Annotated in this window: 21 protein-coding genes; 8 read left to right on the top strand and 13 right to left on the bottom strand. The window is 53.7% G+C overall.

Going from position 1 to position 19,287, the window contains the following annotated elements; all coding sequences use genetic code 11:
• Positions 1 to 202 precede the first annotated feature (202 nt).
• The 8 genes from IQ241_RS17345 to cas10 form a co-directional block, all read right to left on the bottom strand.
• On the bottom strand, positions 203 to 832 hold the full coding sequence (locus IQ241_RS17345; protein WP_193909568.1) for a hypothetical protein: 630 nt from the start codon (positions 830 to 832) through the stop codon (positions 203 to 205).
• Positions 833 to 871: 39 nt separating this feature from the next.
• Positions 872 to 1,735 carry a type III CRISPR-associated RAMP protein Csx7 gene (gene csx7 / locus IQ241_RS17340; RefSeq protein ID WP_193909566.1) on the bottom strand — a complete coding sequence of 288 codons (864 nt, stop codon included), beginning with the start codon at positions 1,733 to 1,735 and terminating at the stop codon, positions 872 to 874.
• A gap of 12 nt (positions 1,736 to 1,747) precedes the next feature.
• Positions 1,748 to 2,887, bottom strand: a complete 1,140-nt coding sequence (locus tag IQ241_RS17335; RefSeq protein WP_193909564.1) for a putative CRISPR-associated protein — start codon at positions 2,885 to 2,887, stop codon at positions 1,748 to 1,750.
• A 36-nt stretch (positions 2,888 to 2,923) separates the two neighbouring features.
• Entirely contained in the window at positions 2,924 to 3,490 is a 567-nt protein-coding gene (locus IQ241_RS17330; RefSeq protein ID WP_193909562.1) for a Uma2 family endonuclease, read from the bottom strand.
• Positions 3,491 to 3,551: 61 nt separating this feature from the next.
• Positions 3,552 to 4,109 (bottom strand): hypothetical protein, encoded by a 558-nt coding sequence (locus IQ241_RS17325; protein WP_193909560.1) that lies wholly within the window; start codon positions 4,107 to 4,109, stop codon positions 3,552 to 3,554.
• Positions 4,106 to 5,392 carry a type III-D CRISPR-associated RAMP protein Csx10 gene (csx10, locus tag IQ241_RS17320; RefSeq protein ID WP_193909558.1) on the bottom strand — a complete coding sequence of 429 codons (1,287 nt, stop codon included), beginning with the start codon at positions 5,390 to 5,392 and terminating at the stop codon, positions 4,106 to 4,108. The genes IQ241_RS17325 and csx10 overlap by 4 nt, the downstream gene beginning before the upstream one ends.
• Positions 5,392 to 6,114 (bottom strand): RAMP superfamily CRISPR-associated protein, encoded by a 723-nt coding sequence (locus IQ241_RS17315; RefSeq protein ID WP_193909556.1) that lies wholly within the window; start codon positions 6,112 to 6,114, stop codon positions 5,392 to 5,394. Before IQ241_RS17315 ends, csx10 begins: the two co-directional genes overlap by 1 nt.
• Positions 6,114 to 8,396, bottom strand: a complete 2,283-nt coding sequence (gene cas10 / locus IQ241_RS17310) for a type III-B CRISPR-associated protein Cas10/Cmr2 (protein ID WP_193909554.1) — start codon at positions 8,394 to 8,396, stop codon at positions 6,114 to 6,116. The genes IQ241_RS17315 and cas10 overlap by 1 nt, the downstream gene beginning before the upstream one ends.
• A gap of 678 nt (positions 8,397 to 9,074) precedes the next feature.
• Here cas10 and IQ241_RS17305 point away from each other — a divergent pair.
• Positions 9,075 to 10,757, top strand: coding sequence for a CHASE domain-containing sensor histidine kinase (locus IQ241_RS17305; protein ID WP_322743688.1), 1,683 nt, complete (start codon positions 9,075 to 9,077; stop codon positions 10,755 to 10,757).
• Between the two features lie 29 nt (positions 10,758 to 10,786).
• On the opposite strand, the gene IQ241_RS17300 is transcribed toward IQ241_RS17305, so the two are convergent.
• Positions 10,787 to 11,461 carry a response regulator transcription factor gene (locus IQ241_RS17300; protein ID WP_193909550.1) on the bottom strand — a complete coding sequence of 225 codons (675 nt, stop codon included), beginning with the start codon at positions 11,459 to 11,461 and terminating at the stop codon, positions 10,787 to 10,789.
• A gap of 156 nt (positions 11,462 to 11,617) precedes the next feature.
• On the opposite strand from IQ241_RS17300, the gene IQ241_RS17295 reads away from it, so the two are divergent.
• From IQ241_RS17295 to IQ241_RS17280, 4 genes are all read left to right on the top strand, one after another.
• On the top strand, positions 11,618 to 12,577 hold the full coding sequence (locus IQ241_RS17295) for a DUF4351 domain-containing protein (RefSeq protein ID WP_193909577.1): 960 nt from the start codon (positions 11,618 to 11,620) through the stop codon (positions 12,575 to 12,577).
• Positions 12,578 to 12,823: 246 nt separating this feature from the next.
• On the top strand, positions 12,824 to 14,035 hold the full coding sequence (fmdA, locus tag IQ241_RS17290; RefSeq protein WP_193909548.1) for a formamidase: 1,212 nt from the start codon (positions 12,824 to 12,826) through the stop codon (positions 14,033 to 14,035).
• A 21-nt stretch (positions 14,036 to 14,056) separates the two neighbouring features.
• On the top strand, positions 14,057 to 14,317 hold the full coding sequence (locus IQ241_RS17285) for an FmdB family zinc ribbon protein (protein ID WP_193909546.1): 261 nt from the start codon (positions 14,057 to 14,059) through the stop codon (positions 14,315 to 14,317).
• A gap of 377 nt (positions 14,318 to 14,694) precedes the next feature.
• Positions 14,695 to 14,940: a hypothetical protein gene (locus tag IQ241_RS17280; protein WP_193909544.1), complete on the top strand. Its 246-nt coding sequence runs from the start codon at positions 14,695 to 14,697 to the stop codon at positions 14,938 to 14,940.
• Between the two features lie 42 nt (positions 14,941 to 14,982).
• Here IQ241_RS17280 and IQ241_RS17275 read toward each other — a convergent pair whose 3' ends face one another.
• From IQ241_RS17275 to IQ241_RS17260, 4 genes are read right to left on the bottom strand one after another with little or no spacing between them, the layout of a single operon-like run.
• Positions 14,983 to 15,444: a TspO/MBR family protein gene (locus tag IQ241_RS17275; protein ID WP_193909542.1), complete on the bottom strand. Its 462-nt coding sequence runs from the start codon at positions 15,442 to 15,444 to the stop codon at positions 14,983 to 14,985.
• Between the two features lie 12 nt (positions 15,445 to 15,456).
• Positions 15,457 to 16,416, bottom strand: a complete 960-nt coding sequence (locus IQ241_RS17270) for a glutathione S-transferase family protein (protein WP_322743687.1) — start codon at positions 16,414 to 16,416, stop codon at positions 15,457 to 15,459.
• A gap of 27 nt (positions 16,417 to 16,443) precedes the next feature.
• Entirely contained in the window at positions 16,444 to 16,701 is a 258-nt protein-coding gene (locus IQ241_RS17265; protein ID WP_193909532.1) for a hypothetical protein, read from the bottom strand.
• Between the two features lie 32 nt (positions 16,702 to 16,733).
• Entirely contained in the window at positions 16,734 to 17,531 is a 798-nt protein-coding gene (locus tag IQ241_RS17260; RefSeq protein WP_193909530.1) for a glucose 1-dehydrogenase, read from the bottom strand.
• Between the two features lie 188 nt (positions 17,532 to 17,719).
• Here IQ241_RS17260 and IQ241_RS17255 point away from each other — a divergent pair, with 188 nt between their 5' ends.
• From IQ241_RS17255 to IQ241_RS17245, 3 genes are all read left to right on the top strand, one after another.
• Positions 17,720 to 17,962, top strand: coding sequence for a DUF6335 family protein (locus IQ241_RS17255; protein ID WP_322743689.1), 243 nt, complete (start codon positions 17,720 to 17,722; stop codon positions 17,960 to 17,962).
• A 54-nt stretch (positions 17,963 to 18,016) separates the two neighbouring features.
• The gene (locus IQ241_RS17250) at positions 18,017 to 18,586 is read left to right on the top strand and encodes a DUF3611 family protein (RefSeq protein WP_193909525.1); all 570 of its coding nucleotides are present in this window, start codon (positions 18,017 to 18,019) and stop codon (positions 18,584 to 18,586) included.
• A 112-nt stretch (positions 18,587 to 18,698) separates the two neighbouring features.
• Entirely contained in the window at positions 18,699 to 19,232 is a 534-nt protein-coding gene (locus IQ241_RS17245; RefSeq protein WP_228021799.1) for a rhodanese-like domain-containing protein, read from the top strand.
• Positions 19,233 to 19,287 lie beyond the last annotated feature (55 nt).

Genomic DNA, 19,287 nt, shown 5'->3' with positions numbered 1-19,287 from the left:
GTTCAAGGACGCGATTAACACTTGTATTGAGCAGGCCAATACGACCCACAAAGCATCGCTAGAAACTTTGTTGACCATGAATTTTCAGTCCTTTAAGAAAGTCCAAATATCAGGCGTCTAGAGTATAAAATTGGCCCACAGGGAGACAGGGTGAGGTCAATGGTGCAATGGTTAACAAGTCGCTTATGCATAGGTCAAAAAATTATAGGGCTGAGGCTGCAAGTCTTTGGTCAAGCTGGGTTTCACACTGCTGAAAGATATAGTTGACGACCGCAAAGAGCTGGTCTAGAGCCTGAATCGAGTAAAAAGTTCTGTTTTGAGTAAACCTCTGTTTCTCCAGTTTGCCAAACTGCCAGACATCGCCATTGGAGACAATGCCATAAATCACCAGGTCAGTCTCTTCATTTAGCCGCTGCGCTGCCACCATCTCCGCCAGGCACTGACCCCACCCGCCATCAAAATTGTCCTGCTTCGCTTCCACCAGCAGAAAGTAGGGTTTGTCAAAGACGACCTTACCCAGGGGCGATCGCCGAGCCAGGATATATTCTGGATAACCCGACAGCTGAGCATCCTGATTCAAAAACTCGTGGCTCCAGAGGACAAACTTGCTGCGATACTGCTTCCACACCTCTTTGAGAATCGGGTAGACCAGGTTTTCACAGATTGCAAACTCTGAATTGTCCACCACAGCCTCACTCATCATCAGATCAAGGTCTTGCCGAAAGTAGTCTGACACCCCAAAGGGCAGCTCTTGTATGAAATTAGCTTCGGCATAGACAACCTGAAACTCTTTTAGAGTTGCGCCCAGGTTCTTAAAAACGCTAAAAGGCATATTGACCTCGGGTAAGCGATAGATTCATATCCAGCATAGTCAGCCACCGACTACGTCAGCTGTCGAAGACTGAATTCTCTCCCTCAGATGGTCAATTAGTGCCTTACTCCAGTCTTGCTTATACTCATTAAACGTTTCTGGCTGAAGCTTATAATGATCCTTTTCGCCATTGATCAGGCGCTGAAGATAGGTCAAAAGCTCCTCGGGCTGCTCGTCCGGATAGTCTACCCACCAAGCATCTGTAATATCGAGTTTGACCACGCCTAAGCCCCTCGACCGACCGCCCCCCAGGGGAATCTGCTCCGCCTCAAACTGATGCAGCCCGATCGCAAGCAGGCCCAGCTCCCAATCTTTGGCATTCTCAACCACGGCTCTAAACTCAAACGGCGTCCCCGCCGGTACCACCTGAAAGTCATAGAGCTTCCTTTTAGCAGCCGTTTCGGTATCGCGCTCGATGGAGACGCCGTCGCGCTCCTGATACTGACCAAACCAGGTGTCTGGCAGTATGGTCAAATCGCGAATCTGAAATTTGCTGGCCTGCCACGGGGTTCCAAACACGCTGGAGGCTACATCAGTTAATTTATTTAGCGCCTCAGTTAGATCAGTATCGTTATTTTTATGAGCCTCTTTGAGCGACTTCACCTGGTTACTCATGTGGGTACTGACCAGCTCAGCCGGATCTCTAGCTAAGGATAGGTCTATACCGCGTAGGAAGCTTTCTAATCGCGATCGCATTGCCCCCTTAAAGCTCGCCCCTGGAATCAGCGGCTGGCCCAGCGAGTCTTTCACTACCGGTAGGTCAGACCCAATCGGCTCGGTCGAGCGGCCCTGCGAAATATGAAGGGCCGTCACTGTGGTTAAGGTGCCGCTCAGCTCCAGACGATTTTTGAAAATATCAAACATAATGTGCTCCCCCTATCGAACTCCTTCACTGCGTTCTACGTGGTCATGGGTGCCGTAGCGCCTCAGAGACAGCAGCCCATTTTCGATCAGACAGCTCACTCGTAGCTCAAGCGAAACCCTAAAATGGCCCACATCTGCATTTCGGTAGTCCTTGTACTGAATGCCGCCGTCTTTTCTAAGGGCCGCTAAACTACCATTGCTCTCTATGAGCAGGCCCGATACTCTGGCTAGCGTCTCCTGCAGCTTCACCCGCTCGGCCTGCTTCGCTTGCGTCTTATAATCTTGAATAAAGGAGCTTTCATACTTCAGATAGGGAAATCCCAACAGGCTGCCGGAGAGCGACTCTTTTTTCGCCTGCTTCCAAATCAGCTTCCCCCATTCAGAAAGCGTTACGTCATTTTCTATTGGATAGATTAGCGCCTCTTGGATACCTTCAAGCTCGGCTCGCTCCGCATCGAAACCGGCCTCCATCAGCGCAAACTGGACGGCAAAGGGCTCGATAGCCGACTGATCAATCGCAATCGGCAGCCTAGGGATTTTAATCACCTCAGAGCCCTGTCCTTCAAAGATATAGATAATCTCATCCGCGTAGAACATGCCAATGGTGTTCAAATAGCCTTGGAGGCTCTTGAAGCTGCCTACCAGGTTAAAGCATACCTGATAGCCGCTTTCTTTATAGCCCGGCAGCTCGCTCTCAAATCGGCTGATCAGCTGGTCGATGCCCTCTGTGAATTTTTCTGTATTCTCGGTGGAGAACCCCTTTGGCATAATAATCTGCGTATTGATCCCCTGCTGTTCAAGAAAGTCTTTAACCAGGTTAGCCGCCTCCTGTCCCTGAGCCGTATCGGTAGCAATCAGCAGATTCATGTCTTGACTACCCTGCTGGAGCTGTTCTTGATAATAGCCATACACCCCATTTAGCTCTGCGCTGGCCGCCCGGATTTGAGCAACTGAGCTCTGAACCAGCTTTTGACTCGCTCTGCTTTTCAGCGTGTCAATGATCGCCAATACCGCTTCAGGCGTTTGGTCAGGTGCCAGATTGGCCGCATCCCTGAGCCTGCCGTACCAATCTTTCTCAGCGGCCTCAGCGCGGTTAATCTGATTCGTCAGAAGGCTAGTTCCAACGGTAGATACTAAGACAGTTCGAGTCATGGCAAGAGTAAAGCGTATAAGTTGTCGAAAGTTGAATTAGGTTAGACTGAGCCAGCCAAAGATCACTGAAACTGATATTTGGAAATTGCTGAGTAAACTTAAAACGCTCAGCTCATCTTCGTCCTGTCTAATTTCAGGTTGTTTCCCAGGTCGAAAAATAACGACGAGTCGCTCTTGTGGATCAATCAACCATCCAAGCTCCGTACCGTGGTTTAAGCAAAATAGAATATTGTCGATAACGCGGACTGAGCTCTGTTCTGGAGACAGTATTTCAATTGTCCAATCAGGAGGAATGTTAAATGTATTTTCAATCTCCCCTGCTGTATCTATTGGAATGCGCTGCCAAGAAAAGGCAGCAATATCGGGAACAACCGACCGGCCTCCAAATGTGCAACGCAGTTCAGTAAAAGCAGAGGCAAGCTGTTGAGATTCGCTGACCCGGTTAATCTCAGCCGCTAGGTAGGTTTGCAGACGGCTATGTTTCCCTTTGGGCATGGGCTTTGGATAAATTTGACCATTGATATACTCGCTGGCAGGCTTCGTTTCAGGAAGCTCCAAAAACTTTTCAAGGGACAGTTTGAGGGAAGACTGAGTTGGGGACATTGGAATACTCTAGATCACTAGCGGCGAAGGTTATAGGAACCCCAAAAGGCGTTAAGTATCACTATTCTCTGTTTGGGTTACGATTTGGCCGATTGGTTTTCGGTTTTTCTGCAGTTGAAGCGCTATTTGAATGAGAGTTATTCGATTCTTCCCCAAGCCGAGCTGTATGTTCACGGCTAAGATATCCAAGATAGAGCTGCGTTAGCTGTAAATGGAGAGACCGCGAGATTGAATCGCGATTATCGACGATATGTTTGGCCAAGGGATGATCCTCATCAAGCTTTTTAGAAATGCGATCTAAAATATCATTGACGTCATTTGATAGTCCATCAATGTCTTGGACTAATGCTTTGGCAAATCCTTGTTTCTTCCAAATATTGCTAGGCTGACGACCTGCTTGATAGCGGATAAAGTTTTTGATGACCTCAAGGGATGTATAGTTCTCAGTTGCGGCAGAAAGAACATTTTTGAATGGCGATTTTTCCTGGTCTGAATCAATTGAAAATTTCTTCGCTAAATCTTGAACTTTTTTGATGACAGCATCGAGCTGAATACCCATTTCTCGGTTGATTCTCAGCAGAAGCTGCTCTTCTAGGTTGATAGCCGGATTATCAGTCATTTTGCCGCCTCCCGCCTGATCTGATGAAACTCGTCGCAAATCCTGACTTGCCCGAAGCCTTCGCTGGTGCGATCGCCAATGCCCTGCCGCTCCACCTTAGCCAGCTTACTGATCCAGACATTTTCTTGCTCCTTCGGAATACTGAACAGAAATACGCTACCCATCTTAGTCACCAGCTCTACATCTTTCATCAGCCCCCAAGCCGCATTCCAGCCAGAGCGATGGTCGTAGCTGCTGTAGGAAGCATGAAGCTCTAAGCCAGAATCGCTGACCCCGGCCATCTGACAAAGCATCTCTGGCGAAATCACGGTTGTGCGTCGCCACTGCTCGCTGAGGATAGCGTCTGAGGTTAAACCAATGGTAAAAAAGGTGCGGTTTTTCGCTAAAGGAACATCAGGAGTGCCAAAAATTTTCCAGGTCTCCCAGCGATCGCGCAGCGTTTGATCAAAGGCTGCTATTCTCGACGCAGCATTAGATTGGTAATCCTGAATAGTGGCTTCAATCGAGACTTTTCCCAGCCCCCGTGATATGGAACCCCCTAGTCGAAGTCTGCTCGGTTGGGTAATACCGGATTCCGGATTCCTGGATTCAATATATTTTTTCAGCTGCTCTGCCAGTTCTGCATCCGCAAGGCGAATGGTGCCGCCAAAGTTCGATGGCGACCACTCGTAGGTCTCTTCATCGTTATCTTCGCCTTCAGCCTTTTTATGTTTGACCCGCACGGTTTCACTCAGGGCCTCAATGCTGTAAAGCATCTGCTCCTGGGCGGTTGCTCGCCTGCGGTTGATACCCACTCGGGTGAGTAGTCGGGTCGCAGCAGAATGAGACCTATACTTCTTATCCTCAACGCTATAGAAGCCACCATAGGGCTCCACTCGGCCCTGATCGCTTGGGCAGTTTGGGTCGTATAGATGCCCATAGCCCTCGGCGCAGAAGCGATCCATCAGCGTATCGAACACGCCGCCGTTGGAGTTTGTCTCAGTTTGAAAGCCCGGATTGGTCTTTGAGCTGACGGCGGTGGCGGGCAGCACTAACGGCTGTCGGCCTCTGACTGTAGGATAGGCATTGCTAAAGATAGCAGCATCCTCGCTCAGGAAAAGCGTTTCAAAGTCGCCGCCGGGCTGGTCGCCGCTATTAGACTGGCGCAGCATTTGGGCCGCGATCGCGCCCCGAATTACCGATCCCGGAATGTAGGACTGCGCTTCGCTGACTGATCCGCCCGGTTTTTGTCGGCCAATCGCCAGGGGAGAAAGCGCTGTTATCGTCAATAGGATCTCTTTCATCAGCTATCTTCTGCCTTCAGCAAATCCCAAGACCGGGCATCTATTAATAGATCGTATTCCCACCTCAGCCAGCCCAGCCCGGCTGACTTGCTTCCGCCCAGGGCATGGATGTGTTGTAAGGCCGCTAGGATTAAAACTTTGGCATGGTCGGGGCAGTCTGCTTCGAAGTGAATCTGCCCTGTGAAGGGAAGCGCTACGTTGACCGGAGACGTTTCTAAAAAATAGAGCTTTTGGTCTTCGGCTGTCTGGCGGCGGCGGTTAATCGTAACGCCGGGGCGCAGCACCTCGGGTAGGGTATCTGGCTCAATGTCGCAAATCAGATCGTCTACCATCACCCGAGACGGCAGAGCCGGATTGCCAAACATCTGGCAGGTCAGACAGTGGTACTGCTGGCGACCGTCGGCAAACTGCCTGCCGATATTGTAGCCCCGACGCTGAAAGTCAGAATTGCTGAGCCCGATTTGGGGGCACATGGTCTCAGGTGCTGGAGCGCCGCAGATGGGCCAGCTCAGTCCCCGCGCCAGCTTTTCGCATTCGTGGCGTAAGCGGCCCTTTAGCTGAGAGCCGGGAATCAGCAGCTGGCCGCTAGCCGTTCGGATAATCGGCTTATCCGCTAGCGAGCCCGACGAGCCGCCTGCGCCTACGCACAGCGCACTGTCAACCCGAGCGGTGAGTGCGATAGAGTCGCCTGTGGTTTGAAGCAGATCGCGCAGCTGCACCATTACCTGACCTCCGCTTCAGCTGCTGCGGGCGTCTCAGATTGCCGCTTGGGCTCGTCAATGAAGGGATAGAGGTCAATCAGCTCGCGCCAGATGGTTTCGTAAGTTGACTTACCTTTCTGGGATGGCACACACATCCAGGGAACCAGGTTGCCGTTATTAGTTCTGGCTTCGCACCAGGCTTGTTCAAAGGCTCGTTTGAGCTGTTGCTGAGCTGCTTTATTGTCCAAACGCGACCAGAAATAGCGGTAGTTGAGCATCGCGGTATGCTTGCCCCGCTCTAGCAGGCTGCGGATTTGGTAAAGCTGCGATCGCGGAAAGTCAGCTGCCTTTAGCGCCTTTGCCGTCTCGATCAGGCCGCCAACCTCGTGTAGCGTATAGGGAGCTCCGTATAGCTTGAGTTTGGGGCTATTGCCAAAAACCAACGCTGATTCTCTAAATTCACTCACCTTAGAGGTCAGCATGGTAACCGACTTCATCACGAGAAAGTCGATGGTGCCGCCAGAATAGCGATGCTTCTGCTTCAGCTGCTTAGCCTTTTTCTTCGCCGATTTGAGCAGCTGATTAGTCAGGTTTTCGGCATAGTAGATGGGCGTATTTTCGGCGGTGATCAGCACCCCAGCCGACATGCTCAGCTCGCACGTCGATGCCCTAGCCTGGCTGGGAGAATATCGATGGATCGTCTGCTGATCAGGCTGAGGCTCTGGCTGAACGGTCAGTGAGGGATCCAGCGCCAGTAAAATTTGCTCAAATTCTTCGCTGATGGTCTGCGAGATCGCGAGAGCCTTGTTTGCAGGCACCACCAGCATCACGTCGTCGCCGCCAATTGTCAGAATCTCGAAAGGATGAACATGCTTGCCATCCCGATTCTGAGTCTCTGCATCGTTAATACCTTGTAGCTCGTGAGGGTCGAGGTGGCGAGCCAGTGCCTGATACACCGACTGCTCAGTGGCCTCAGAAACGACCTGGCTGAAGCGCTGGTAGCTATCTGCGGTCGTAATATTTTGAATGTAGCCGCCCATGTTGTTGCCATCGGCATAGATATAGGCGACAAAGCCCTGGCTGGCATTGCCAATTTCCCGCAGCGATCGCGCCTCCTGAAGCGTCTCGCCGGTTGAGTTGTATTCCTTTTTGAGCTCAGGATTGTCAGCTAGAAATTTCTCATACCGCTGCACCCAGCTTTCGACATTGCCTGCCTCCCAATCAAACCCCATCTGGCGATACCAGGCATCGCTCTGATCTTCTCGCTTTGCTTTTTGCCCCACCAGGCGCTTTCTAGCGGTCGTTTCCGAAAACCAGGGGGAGCCGGGCAGGTTCTTCGCCTGATAAACGGCTGAGCGCCTATCTGTGCCATCGCGTCTGACGTAGGGATGCGTCTCGAACAGGGGCGGATAGCGACGACTAGGGCGATCTTCGGCGGGCTGGTCGTGGCCGCTGCGGCGCTGATTAAAGCGGGTGGCCAGTTTGCCCACCAGTTCGTTAAAGCTTTTGCGGCGCTCAAACTGGGCGGCCGGGTTGGGTTCGGGTTCGCCGTAATAGGCTTTGACCAGGTCTTTGCTCGCCTGCTTCTGATAGCCCCCCAGCCAGAACGTTTCCTCGATCGGATCTCTGAGCAAACCAAACCGCAGCTCTAGAAACCGAAAGGTCTCACCCACCGCGCAGGAGTTGGCGGTAAGCGTTTCTTCGGTGTAGCGCTTTTCAATCAGGTTTGACAGCTCATGAACGTAGGCCGCCGGGCAAAAAGCCAGGATATTGCCCCCAGTGGAATAGATAATTAGCTCGGGAATGAGCACGTCAGTCAGACTCTGGAAGTCATCCCGAGCAGGACTATTCCGGTCAAGCCATTGCCGAGTTTTGCTGAACTGCGGCTCAAACTCTTGGGACTCAGGAGGCTGATTAAAAAAGGCGGGCAGGTCGATCAGATTAATCCGATCTAACAGGGCCGAGGCGCCGCGAATGTCCTGTAGCTTCGAGGCTTCGAATACATACTGCTTGATCTTGGTGGCACCGCCGTAGACCAATCCAAGGCGCGACTTCCATAGCTCAGGATACTGGTCGGCCAATGCCTGAAGCTGGTCTAGCGTTTGGGGATAGTCCAGCGCGTCCAGCTGACGCACCTGCTCAAGGCGCGATCGCATTTCCTCTGGCATCGTCCCCTCACCCAGCATTGCCTGCCGCATCTGGTACAGCACCGCAATCTCAACCTGAGGTTGGGCCTGGTCACCCCAGGCCAGACACCACGCGATCGCAATTTGTATGGATTGACTCTCTACTCGATTGTGCATTGCAAGCGATTTACTTTAGATATAGATTAAGCAAAAATCAGAGGTAGGGCTCAGCTCGCGATACGAGCATTCGACAAGAGCTTACCTGTCAGGCATACGCAGCTACAGCCATTTTGGATTGAATGGTTGATGAAATTTCAGGTCATCAGCATGACTTTCACGTTCAAGCTCGCACCAGTATGCAGTACGTAGGCAAATCAGCTTGCCTTGTTTACCCTTTCTTTATTAAGCACGCCCAATGCCGTTACATTTCGTAGCTTCGTCCCCTAACCGAGATTTAAGCTAATCGGAAGTTGTGGATCGCATAGCCTGCTCTCTTCGTATTTCCTGAATACTTAGCATCTATTTTGTTTTCATAAAACTGTTGCAAGCGCTACAAAATTCGCTGGCCAAAAGCCTTCCTATGGTGAAGTGCCCCGTAGCGCTGTCAGCGCTCTACCTGACGCATTGTCTATCATGTCTTCTCTTTCACGCTACTTAGGATCAAGGATTTAATAAGATGCACAACTCCCGAGCCCTCATCCCCCAACCCTTCTCCCGGGGGAGAAGGGGGCCGGATCTAGCTCCCTCTCCCCCGGGGAGAGGGCCGGGGTGAGGGCCGCGAGACATGCACAAATGGTCAAGTTATTTAATTCTCGATCCTTACCTACCAGCCTAATTCTGATCTTGGGCCTAGGCGTGACCCTAGCTGCAACTGCTGCAGTCGGGCGATGGGAACGCCTATTGCGGCAGAGCGAGTTTCAACAACATACGAATAGCTTAACGACCGCTCTCCAGCGCACTACTAATCGCTATAACGAGCTGCTGCTGTCTATTAGCGACCTCTACCGGGCGTCTAAGGCGCCCATTGATGAGGCGACCTTTAGCCGGTTTGTGCAACGATCGCTCGGTTCCTATCCTGGAATTCAAGCTCTAGAGTGGGCACCGCTGATTGACCAGCCGGAACGGGCTGAGTACGAGCTGTGGCTGGAGGAGATGACTAACGGGGAACAGGCAAGTATTACCGAACGCGATCGCGCAGGCCACCTCACCCCGGCGGCCGTTCGCTCCAGCTATGTCCCCGTCACCTTTCTAGAACCCTGGCAGAGCAACGAGGCCGCCCTGGGCTTCGATCTGGCCTCCAATCCCACTCGCAGAGTAGCGCTAGAACGAGCCCGAGATACGGGGATGCCAGCCGCAACCGGTCGAATTCAGCTGGTGCAGGATCAGGCCGAGGATCAATACAGCTTCCTCGTTTTCGTCCCCATTTACAATCAGCCTGCCCAATCTCGTTCAAATCGGCGTCAGCAGCTTCAGGGCTACATCTTGGGCGTTTTCAGAGTGGCTGATGTCGTAGAAGAGTCGCTTAGAGACCTCAACGGCGACATTGACTTTTATATTTTCGACCAATCGGCTCAGCTTGAAGAACAGCTGTTGGGATTCTACAATGCCCAGACCAGGCGATTGGTCACCCGTGAGCCCCCACGGACCCGTCTGGCTGTCAGCTCACTTTGCCCCAGCGGCCTGAACTGTGTACAGACCATTAGTCTGGGACAGCGAGAATGGCAGATTTTGTTTTTACCCTCCGACCGCCCCTATCTGCTCTGGCGCACTCTGGCCACCCTGCTGATTGGCCTGTTAATCACGGCTGTTTTGCTAATATATCTAGCCCGCTGGCAGGCTGAGCTGAGGCGCACCCGCGAACTCAGCGATCTGAAATTACAGCTGTTCTCCATGGCTTCCCATGAGCTGCGGACGCCGCTGAGTGTGATTTCGGTGTCTGCTCAGTCCCTGGGAGCTAACCGGGAGAGTTTATCGCTTCAGCAGCAGGAAGGCGCGATCGCGCGAATCCAGATCGCCGCCAGGCGCATGGGGCAGCTCGTCAACGACATTCTTACTCTCACCCGGGCGGAAGCGGGCAAGCTGGAGTTCAACCCCGAAATTGTAGAACTCACCCCATTTTGTCAGCAGCTGTTTGAACAAATTCAGCTGAAGCCAGGGCAAAATCTCTCTTTAGAAGGTAAAGCTGTTTCAGGAAAGGCCTATCTGGATAAAAAGCTGCTGCACTCAATTTTGATCAATCTGCTTTCTAATGCGGCTAAGTATTCGCCTGAAGATAGCCAAATTCGCCTGATTGTGACAGCAGAAGCACAAAGCTTACACTTTCAGGTAGCCGATCGGGGAATCGGCATTCCGTCTGAGGCGCTAGAACAAATTTTTGAAGCCTTCTATCGGGGAAAGAACGTTGGCGCTGTTCCAGGTGCCGGGCTCGGACTGGCTGTGGCCAGGACCTGTGCCGATTTGCACGGCGGTTATCTAACGGTTCAAAGTAGTTCATGTAGGGGAACCTGCCTCACCGCTGTCCTGCCCCGCATTGAATGAGAAGACCGAATCAAAAAACTGTTGCGGCCCTAGAGATTCATCAGCCGATAGCCCAACCCGTGCACCGTTTCGATAAATTGACGAGGAGCGCCCGCTTTCCGCAGTTTCTGACGAATTGACTTGAGATGAGCCTTGACCGTTTCCTCCCCCGGCGGATCGTCTAATTTCCAGATCGAATCCAAAATGAAATGTCGGCTGATGACACATCGCCCGTTGCGCAGCAGCAGCTCTAGAATAGCAAATTCCTTAGGGGTCAGTCTGACAGGTGCGTCCTGGTAGCCTACGTCATAGGTGGTTGGATTGAGTCGCAGCGCCCCCCAGGCCAAAGCCTGCGGTGGTGCCGTCGCCCCCCGCCGCAGGAGAGCTCGGATTTGAGCAATCAGCTCAGCCAGGTCAAAAGGTTTCACCATGTAAGCGTCTGCCCCGGAATCTAACCCAGCGACCTTATCTCCACTGGTATCGCGGGCGGTCAGCATCAGGACGGGAGAACAGACCCCGTGAGACCTCATTCGCTGGCAGAGTCTCAATCCATCGAGCTGGGGCAGGGTCACATCCATCAGCGCCAGGTCGTAGGGCAGTATCCGCATCTGCTGCCAGGCGATCTCGCCATTGTAGGCAATATCGACGGTATAGCGCTCAGCCTCCAGGGCTTCCGACAGCGATGCCGCTAAATGATGATCGTCTTCAACTAAAAGAATCCGCATCCGACTGTGCCCCCTGTGTTGATGCTTCGCAATACCAGCCAATCCGAAGTCGCCCTATTTCTGCCCTATTTCTGCCCTATTTCTGAATAATGGGACGATTTTAGGATGGGCAATGTAATGATTAATACAGAGCCAGACCATCAGCTGCCTTTGCCCATGACCGACCACGATCGCCTTTTCAAAGAACTGCTCTCCACCTTCTTTGTCGAATTTCTAGAACTATTTCTTCCCCAGGTCGCTAACGCCATCGACCGCGACTCCATTGCCTTCCAGCCCCAAGAGTACTTTGCCGACCTAACCACAGGCGAAACCCGGATCATCGACCTGCTCGCCGCCGTTCGCCTAGCCGGTCAGGACGTAGGCTTCCTCATCCATGTCGAGGCTCAGGCGTCATCCCAGGCAGACTTCGCCCAGCGCATGTTTTTCTACTTCGCTCGGCTGCATCAGAAGTTCCGCCAGCGTATTTATCCAGTAGTCGTCTTTTCCTTTGACCAGCCCTATCGGCCAGAGCCCCATCAGTACAGCGTCGCGTTTGACGACCTGAAAGTTGTCGAGTTTAACTTTCGCGCCATTCAGCTCAACCGGCTCCGCTGGCGAGACTTTTTGCAGCAGCGCAACCCCATAGCCGCTGCCCTGATGGCGAAGATGCGCATCGCACCTGAGGAGCGCCCCAGGGTGAAGCTAGAGTGCCTGCGGCTGCTGGCGACCCTGCGGCTGGACCCAGCCAGGACGCAGCTGATTTCGGGCTTCGTCGATACCTATCTGCGGCTGAGCCAGCCGGAGGAGCAGGTGTTTCAGGCAGCGATTGATAGAATAGAGCCAGCTGAGCGGGAGGGGATTATGGAAATTGTGACCAGCTGGATGGAGCGGGGCATTGAGCAGGGCATTGAGCGGGGCATTGAGCGGGGCATTGAGCAGGGCATTGAGCAGGGCATTGAGCGCGAGCGATCGCTGATCTTCCGTCTGCTCGCTCGTAAGCTCGGCGAAGTTCCAGAAGCCGCGCGATCGCAGATCAACCAACTCCCTATCACCCAGCTTGAGACTTTAGGCGAAGCCCTGTTAGATTTTTCTACGCATTCTGACTTAGAGTCCTGGCTAGCAGAGCAGGAACGGTAGACGCCGGATAGCGTTTTGCTAGCGACGCTGCGATAGGGAACAGCGGCGTCATAAAAAGTAATTGTTCAGTTTTGACGGATAGACAGGTGTTTCAGCCCTTTTTTGGCTAAATTTGGTCAAAAAAGGGCTGAACTGTAATCAATGCTGCATTTTAGATTTTCAGCGGGTTTTATGGTCAGACGAGAATAAACGAAGACCGCTTTTCTGCCGGTGCAATTTCATCGACTCACCTGAGGAGTGCCCATCATGCCCAAGAAGCTGTTCGAAGTCGATCTGACTAAGCCTATGCATGAGCAGGACATGCCCGGCCACAACCGCTGGCATCCCGACATTCCGGCGGTAGTTTCGGTGAATCCAGGCGATATCTTTCGGATCGAATGTAAGGACTGGACAGACGGGCAGATTAAGAACAACGACAGCCCCGACGATATCCGCGATGTTGAGCTTCAGGTTGTTCATGTTCTCAGCGGCCCAATCTATGTGAATGGGGCGGAACCAGGCGATATTTTAGTGGTCGATCTACTCGACATCGGCGCGCTTCAGGGAGACGAATGGGGCTTTACGGGCATCTTTGACCGAAACAACGGCGGCGGCTTCCTGACCGACCATTTTCCTGAGGCAGCCAAGGCCTGTTGGGATCTGGAGGGCATTTATACTCAGTCTCGCCATATTCCCGGCGTGCGCTTTGCGGGCATTACCCATCCGGGGCTGATTGGCTGTGCCCCTTCAATGGAGCTATTGCAAACTTGGAACCGGCGAGAAACCGCCCTGGTTGAGAAAGGCCCCGGCTGGGGACCCCCCTGGAAGCCCGAAATCCCGCCATACGCGGCGCTGCCGACTCCCAACTATGCCATTCTGGGTGAGCTAGGCAGTCATGTGAACAAAGGGCCTGAGTTCGACCGGGTCGCCGCTGAAGGGGCTCGCACCGTTCCGCCTAGAGAACACGGCGGCAACTGCGATATTAAGAATCTCTCGAAGGGGTCGCGGATCTATTTCCCGGTCTATGTCGAGGGCGCGAAGCTGTCGATGGGCGACATTCACTTTTCCCAGGGCGACGGCGAGATTTCGTTCTGCGGTGCGATTGAGATGTCGGGATACATCGACCTGCATGTAGACCTAATCAAGGGCGGAGTCGAGAAATACGGTATGGTGAACCCGATTTTCAAGCCGGGTCCGGTTGAACCGCATTATTCCGAATATCTCATTTTCGAAGGTATCTCGGTCGATGAATTCACCGGAGAACAGTATTATCTCGATCCTCATGTGGCCTATCGGCGAGCCTGCCTAAATGCGATTGAGTATCTCAAAAAGTTTGGCTTTACCGGCGAACAGGCCTATTTATTGCTGAGCTGCGCTCCGGTCGAAGGTCGAATCAGCGGTATCGTCGATATTCCTAATGCCTGCTGCACCCTGGCCCTGCCCACTGAGATTTTTGATCAAGACATTTTGCCCAAGTAGCTGAGCCAAGTCACGATAGCGATGCCCCTTTACGACTTTAAATGCGACGACTGCGGCGCTTTTGAAAAATGGATGCGAATGGCTGAGCTAGAGCAGCCTACGGTCTGTCCTGCCTGCGAGCAACCTGCCCGCCGCGTTTTTTTACCTCCAATGGTGATCACCTCGGGGACGCTGCGGGTCAGCTCAAGCCCGTCTCCGCGCTTAGTTGAACGTTCTGAAACCCCGCCGCTAACCCCGCGAAATCACGCCGCCGGAGGCAGACCCTGGATGATCAGCCATTAGGAACGACAGCGAGTTTCCGGGATACAGGCTTAGATTTAAGTAGGTCTGCTCAATGCAATGATCCGCTTAATCGTCAATTTCGGAACGGTTGGCAAGATAAAACGCGATCGCGCCGTACACTTTCTCAAGTTCTAGTCGCGGGTAGGATTGAGCCATGCTTTTGGGCAGTAACCCCTGGCGAAAAGCATTGACGATTATTGCTGTCTCTTTCCAGGCTGCTGGCGGACTCACCGATAGGGGACTCTTTATATAGCCCTCTCAGTATTCTCATTGAGCGCTTAAGCTGATATCAGATAGGTATCAGTCCAGCTTCACATGAGGGTTGCATCCTGGTAGGTAATGAAGCTTAAAACTTCTCTACACCAGGAGCTTGTACCATGAAACGCTACATCTTGACCGCTCTCGCACTGACCGCAGCCGCCCTATCTGCTGCGCCCGCTGCCCAGGCCAATGAAGTAAAAACCTTTACAGCTCAGTCTATCCGCTATGCTGCACTAGACCGGGGCGGCACTAAAAACCTCAGGCAGGTTGAAGGCACTCGCTTAGATATTCTCTCAAACAGCACCCTAACGGATGCTCGGGGAGGACGTTTGCAGCCCTTGGATTTGACTGAAGGCAAATAGGTCACTATCCAGCTTTGTCAATTTTGGGAAAGCTGGATAGCATCAGTTCAACCGATCCATTTTCCAGGTGATGTAGGTTCCTGCCGGGCTCCAGAGCAGATAGGGGATTAGCAGAACCGTGGCCCAAATCGAGATTTGGCTGACCCAGATCGCTACAATCAGTCCCCAAAGAGCTCCTGCCCCGCCAATTGCAGTTCCAGCTTTGAGGCTGTGCGTCCACAGCGTCACGGGCGAGTAGGCAACGGTAATCAGCTCCAAAAGCAGGTAGGCCCCCATCAGGGTCCAGGTCTGGGGCGCACCTGGGTTTTGCTTCCAGACAATATAGGCCGACCAGGCTCCGCAGATGAATACGATCGTCCAGATCATGGGAATCAGCTTTTCAAAGGTCAGCCATCGGGGTCGCTGGAGCCGCCGAAACCATTTGATATCCCTAGGGCGGAGAACGTTAGCCCCGAGGGCGACGACGAAGGTGATGACACCGATCAGCAGCCAGGGCTTCAGCATCGGTAGGGCCTCCTAAACGCGATCGCGGTTATGCGCAGCATCAAAGTCAATCACCGGCCCCTTCGGCACAATTCGGGTGGGATTCACATTCGGATGGCTGCGGTAATAGTGGGTCTTGATCTGCTCCAGGTTGCAGGTGCGGCGAATATCGTCGGTCTGGTACAGATCCTTGAGGTAGTTCCAGAGGTTGGGATAGTCCACAATCCGCCGCAAGTTGCATTTGAAATGGACATAGTAGACCGCGTCAAAGCGAAACAGGGTCGTGAACAGGCAAATATCGGCTTCGGTCAGCCGGTCGCCGCAGAGATAGCGCTGCCGGCCCAGCACGGCTTCCCAATGGTCTAGCGCCTCGAACAGCTCGGTGACCGCTTCGTCGTAGGCAGACTGCTGGGTGGCAAACCCGGCCCGGTAAACGCCGTTGTTGATCGGCTGATAGATCACGTCAATGGCCGCGTCGATCTGGGGCTGCAAATCGGCAGGGCAGAGGTCGCAGTCGGACTGCGCAATCTGGCCAAAGGCCCGGTCGAGCATTCGAATGATTTCGCGGGACTCGTTATTCACAATTGTTTGGGTTTGCTTATCCCACAGAATAGGGACTGTGACCCGACCGGTAAACTGCGGCTCGGCCTTGAGGTAAATCTGGCGCAGGTAGTCTACGCCGTTGGCCTGGTCTGCCGTGCTGCCGGGGAAGGGCTTAAACTCCCAGCCTTCCTCCGCCATTTCGGGATGCACGACGGAGACGCCGATCGCCTCGGCCAGCCCCTTCAGCTGGCGCATAATCAGGGTGCGATGCGCCCAGGGGCAGGCCAGCGAAACATAGAGGTGGTAGCGCCCTGCCTCAGCCGGGAAGCGTCCCCCTTCGGCCGTAACCCAGTCGCGAAAGGTGGTCGAAGGCCGGACAAACTTGCCCTCGCCGTCTTCCTGGTCGCGAGCCGTCTTCCATTCGCCTTCAACTAATGCACCCAGCGCCATCGCGAACTCTCCTATCCCGAAGCCAAATTAGCGAACCGAATCCTGCTCCAGCCAGGCCCTCGTCTGCTGCGCCCGCCGCTGCGCCAGCACCCGCTCGGCCACCAGCTCCAGCACCAGGCCCAGCCCGGCAGCGCCTAAAAAAGACTGCTCTGGCGTTGTCTTGAAGGCCAATAGCGAAAAGATACTACAGACGGCGATAAACGCCATATAGCGGGGATAGCCCGTCAGCAGTCTGGCCGGGAACTTAGACAAATCTTTGGTTAGGGCCTTCGGGGGAGCCTTCATGGGGATTACCGGTGACTAGGATGGGTACGCTGCTAGGTCCAGGGCGTGCGAAAGGAGGGATACAGCGTCAGCCCACCGTCTACGAATAGCGTTTGACCCGTGATGTAGGCGGCATCGTCGGAGGAGAGGAAAGCTGTGACTGCCGCCATCTCCTCAGGCGTACCGGCCCGGCCCATGGGTATATTACTTTCTATCTTGGCCTTCTCCTCTGGGTCATCCTTCCACGGGTTGATTGGCGTCAGGGTCGCGCCCGGCCCGATGGAATTCACCCGAATACCATCGCGGGCATATTCCAGCGCCAGGGTCTGGGTCATGCTCTTCATCCCAGCCTTGCTGATGGTGTAGCCGACATATTTGGGTCGGGGAATCACCTCATGGACGCTGGAATCGTTGATGATCACGCCGCCTTTACCCTGAGCTAAAAAATGCTGAATGGCCTTGCGAGCGCAGAGATAGGCCCCCCGCAGGTTGATATCGAGCATCTTGTCGAACTTCTCCAGCTCAATCTCGTGGGAGGGGGCCTGGAACTGGACACCGGCATTGTTGATCAGAATATCGAGGCCGCCGAAGTGGCTGAGCACCTTGCTAAACATCGTCTCGACCTGGTCGTCTTTGGAGACATCGGCCTGAATCAGCAAGTCTTTAGCGTCTTGCCCGGCCGCCTGACGCGCTGCTGCCATCTGGGACTGGGTTTCTTTGGCTTCGTCGTCACCGCTGTAGTAGTTGACCGCGACGTTGGCCCCTTCTTCAGCGAACCGAACCGCGATCGCGCGCCCGATTCCGGTGCTCGCCCCGGTCACTAAGACGTTTTTTCCTTTCAACCCGCGCATATGCCGTCCTACGGTTCCTATCTTTGCACTACTCTTCTATCAAATATCAGTATAGGCACAGTCGTCGCTAGCAGTCAGCTATGCCCGTTACTTGGCTGATATCTAGCCCAGAAGTCTGTCTCTCTGGGGAGGAATTCGACTGCAAAATTGACTAGGCTGAAATTGTTTAAGTCAGCAGTAGCAATAAAATTTGCATGGAAAATACCAATAGTCAGCCGAAACAGCAGGCCGTAGATGGTCAGAGCGCCTACGCCGGCAACCCTAACCCAACGCCTGATCACAACTCAATTGACATGCTCTCAGAGCAGGCTGGGCTCGACATGTCCGCGGGCGAAGACCTACAGGTCAAAGAAAAGCTAGACGAGCGGGATGACGATCGCTGGGAGCTCGACCCCGGCTCTGCAGAAGATCATCCTAGTCCTACTAGCTAAAGCAGTTTTTAATTTTAGGGCGTCTCAGGCGCATTCTATCAGGAGGTCAGAATCATGGTTTCCAATCCGAACCCGGTAACGAAGCCGGTCCCCGCTGCCGACAAAGCCGGCGGGCTGCTGCGCTGGGGCGGCCGCATCAGCTTTTGGGGGCAGCTGCTCGCGATCGCGGCGGCGAGTAGTTTGCTGCTAATCTCGATGCTCAGCCGCCGATTAGACGACTCGCCCAATAGCGCTACGACCGGGCTGACTATTTTTCTAGCGGTCTGCGGCATTATTGTGCTAGGCGTCAATACCTTTCTGGCCTTTCGCTGTACCCGCCTGGCTCGTCAGATGCAGGTGCCCCAGACGGGGTCACTGCCGCCTAAGCCAGAGGTTCTACGGCTGCTGGAGGTAGCCCTGCTCGTTGCCCTTGGCGGCGTGCTGGTGACTCTGATTGGGACGGAAATCGGCGCTATTTCACTGCTGGCTCGGGCGATGACTCAGCCCCAGGGCGCGGCTATTTATGAACCTACCAAAACGATTCGTGTCCTGGACGTGGTGGTGATCGTGACGGGCGGTGGACTCGCGATCGCGCATCTGCTCAACGGCGGACTCAACTATTTTCTGCTGAAGCGGCTGAGTTAGCAGTCTGGGCGACTCTCTGAAGGGAGACATTGAGCTATATCAGACGAAAGATGTTTCGTCTCAGGTTTTTCAGTATCCTTATAGAAAAGTGAAGTTTTATGAGGATAATCCTATGACCGACGCTGCTAATGGAGTTGAAACGGCTAAGCAGGAAGCCGAGGCCGTCAAACAGGAAGCTCAGGCTGCGACTAAAGAGGCTGTAGAGCAGGCTAAAGAAGGAATTGAGAATGCCGAAGAAAAGGTGATGTCAGGCATCAATGAAGGCATCGAAGCCGCTAAGCAGCCGGCCCGACAGGCAACGCCGGCTCCCGCCAAGTTTGATACCGTATCGTCTGCCTCTGACCTCAAGTCCCGTCTAGACTGGGGTGAGCCTGCCCTGACCATTATTGACGTACGCGATCGCGATGCCTTCAACGAAGAGCGGATTATGGGCGCTGTCTCTATGCCCTCTGAGGAACTGGTAGACCGAGCCCCCGAAACCCTGGAGCCCAATCGCGACATCTACGTCTACGGGGATAGCGACGAGCTGACTTCCCAGGCCGCGATGCAGCTGAGCGACGCTGGCTTCAAAAAGGTCTCTGCGCTGCGCGGTGGCCTACCGGCTTGGAAGGCAATTGGCGGTACGACCGAAGGTCGAGTTCGATAGTTTTGACGATCCGAAGGTCTGAATCAGGGGCAGAAATGATCTGCCCCTGATTGCT

Source organism: Vasconcelosia minhoensis LEGE 07310 (assembly GCF_015207255.1).
Taxonomy (GTDB): domain Bacteria; phylum Cyanobacteriota; class Cyanobacteriia; order Phormidesmidales; family Phormidesmidaceae; genus Vasconcelosia; species Vasconcelosia minhoensis.
This window is presented reverse-complemented; position numbering and strand designations above follow the sequence as displayed.

Excerpts from the sequence above, each read along its gene's own strand:
- IQ241_RS17345 (WP_193909568.1), bottom strand. The coding sequence starts at position 832 with ATGCCTTTTAGCGTTTTTAAGAACCTGGGCGCAACTCTAAAAGAGTTT.
- csx7 (WP_193909566.1), bottom strand. The coding sequence starts at position 1,735 with ATGTTTGATATTTTCAAAAATCGTCTGGAGCTGAGCGGCACCTTAACC.
- IQ241_RS17335 (WP_193909564.1), bottom strand. The coding sequence starts at position 2,887 with ATGACTCGAACTGTCTTAGTATCTACCGTTGGAACTAGCCTTCTGACG.
- IQ241_RS17330 (WP_193909562.1), bottom strand. The coding sequence starts at position 3,490 with ATGTCCCCAACTCAGTCTTCCCTCAAACTGTCCCTTGAAAAGTTTTTG.
- IQ241_RS17325 (WP_193909560.1), bottom strand. The coding sequence starts at position 4,109 with ATGACTGATAATCCGGCTATCAACCTAGAAGAGCAGCTTCTGCTGAGA.
- csx10 (WP_193909558.1), bottom strand. The coding sequence starts at position 5,392 with ATGAAAGAGATCCTATTGACGATAACAGCGCTTTCTCCCCTGGCGATT.
- IQ241_RS17315 (WP_193909556.1), bottom strand. The coding sequence starts at position 6,114 with ATGGTGCAGCTGCGCGATCTGCTTCAAACCACAGGCGACTCTATCGCA.
- cas10 (WP_193909554.1), bottom strand. The coding sequence starts at position 8,396 with ATGCACAATCGAGTAGAGAGTCAATCCATACAAATTGCGATCGCGTGG.
- IQ241_RS17300 (WP_193909550.1), bottom strand. The coding sequence starts at position 11,461 with ATGCGGATTCTTTTAGTTGAAGACGATCATCATTTAGCGGCATCGCTG.
- IQ241_RS17295 (WP_193909577.1), top strand. The coding sequence starts at position 11,618 with ATGACCGACCACGATCGCCTTTTCAAAGAACTGCTCTCCACCTTCTTT.
- fmdA (WP_193909548.1), top strand. The coding sequence starts at position 12,824 with ATGCCCAAGAAGCTGTTCGAAGTCGATCTGACTAAGCCTATGCATGAG.
- IQ241_RS17285 (WP_193909546.1), top strand. The coding sequence starts at position 14,057 with ATGCCCCTTTACGACTTTAAATGCGACGACTGCGGCGCTTTTGAAAAA.
- IQ241_RS17280 (WP_193909544.1), top strand. The coding sequence starts at position 14,695 with ATGAAACGCTACATCTTGACCGCTCTCGCACTGACCGCAGCCGCCCTA.
- IQ241_RS17275 (WP_193909542.1), bottom strand. The coding sequence starts at position 15,444 with ATGCTGAAGCCCTGGCTGCTGATCGGTGTCATCACCTTCGTCGTCGCC.
- IQ241_RS17270 (WP_322743687.1), bottom strand. The coding sequence starts at position 16,416 with ATGGCGCTGGGTGCATTAGTTGAAGGCGAATGGAAGACGGCTCGCGAC.
- IQ241_RS17265 (WP_193909532.1), bottom strand. The coding sequence starts at position 16,701 with ATGAAGGCTCCCCCGAAGGCCCTAACCAAAGATTTGTCTAAGTTCCCG.
- IQ241_RS17260 (WP_193909530.1), bottom strand. The coding sequence starts at position 17,531 with ATGCGCGGGTTGAAAGGAAAAAACGTCTTAGTGACCGGGGCGAGCACC.
- IQ241_RS17250 (WP_193909525.1), top strand. The coding sequence starts at position 18,017 with ATGGTTTCCAATCCGAACCCGGTAACGAAGCCGGTCCCCGCTGCCGAC.
- IQ241_RS17245 (WP_228021799.1), top strand. The coding sequence starts at position 18,699 with ATGACCGACGCTGCTAATGGAGTTGAAACGGCTAAGCAGGAAGCCGAG.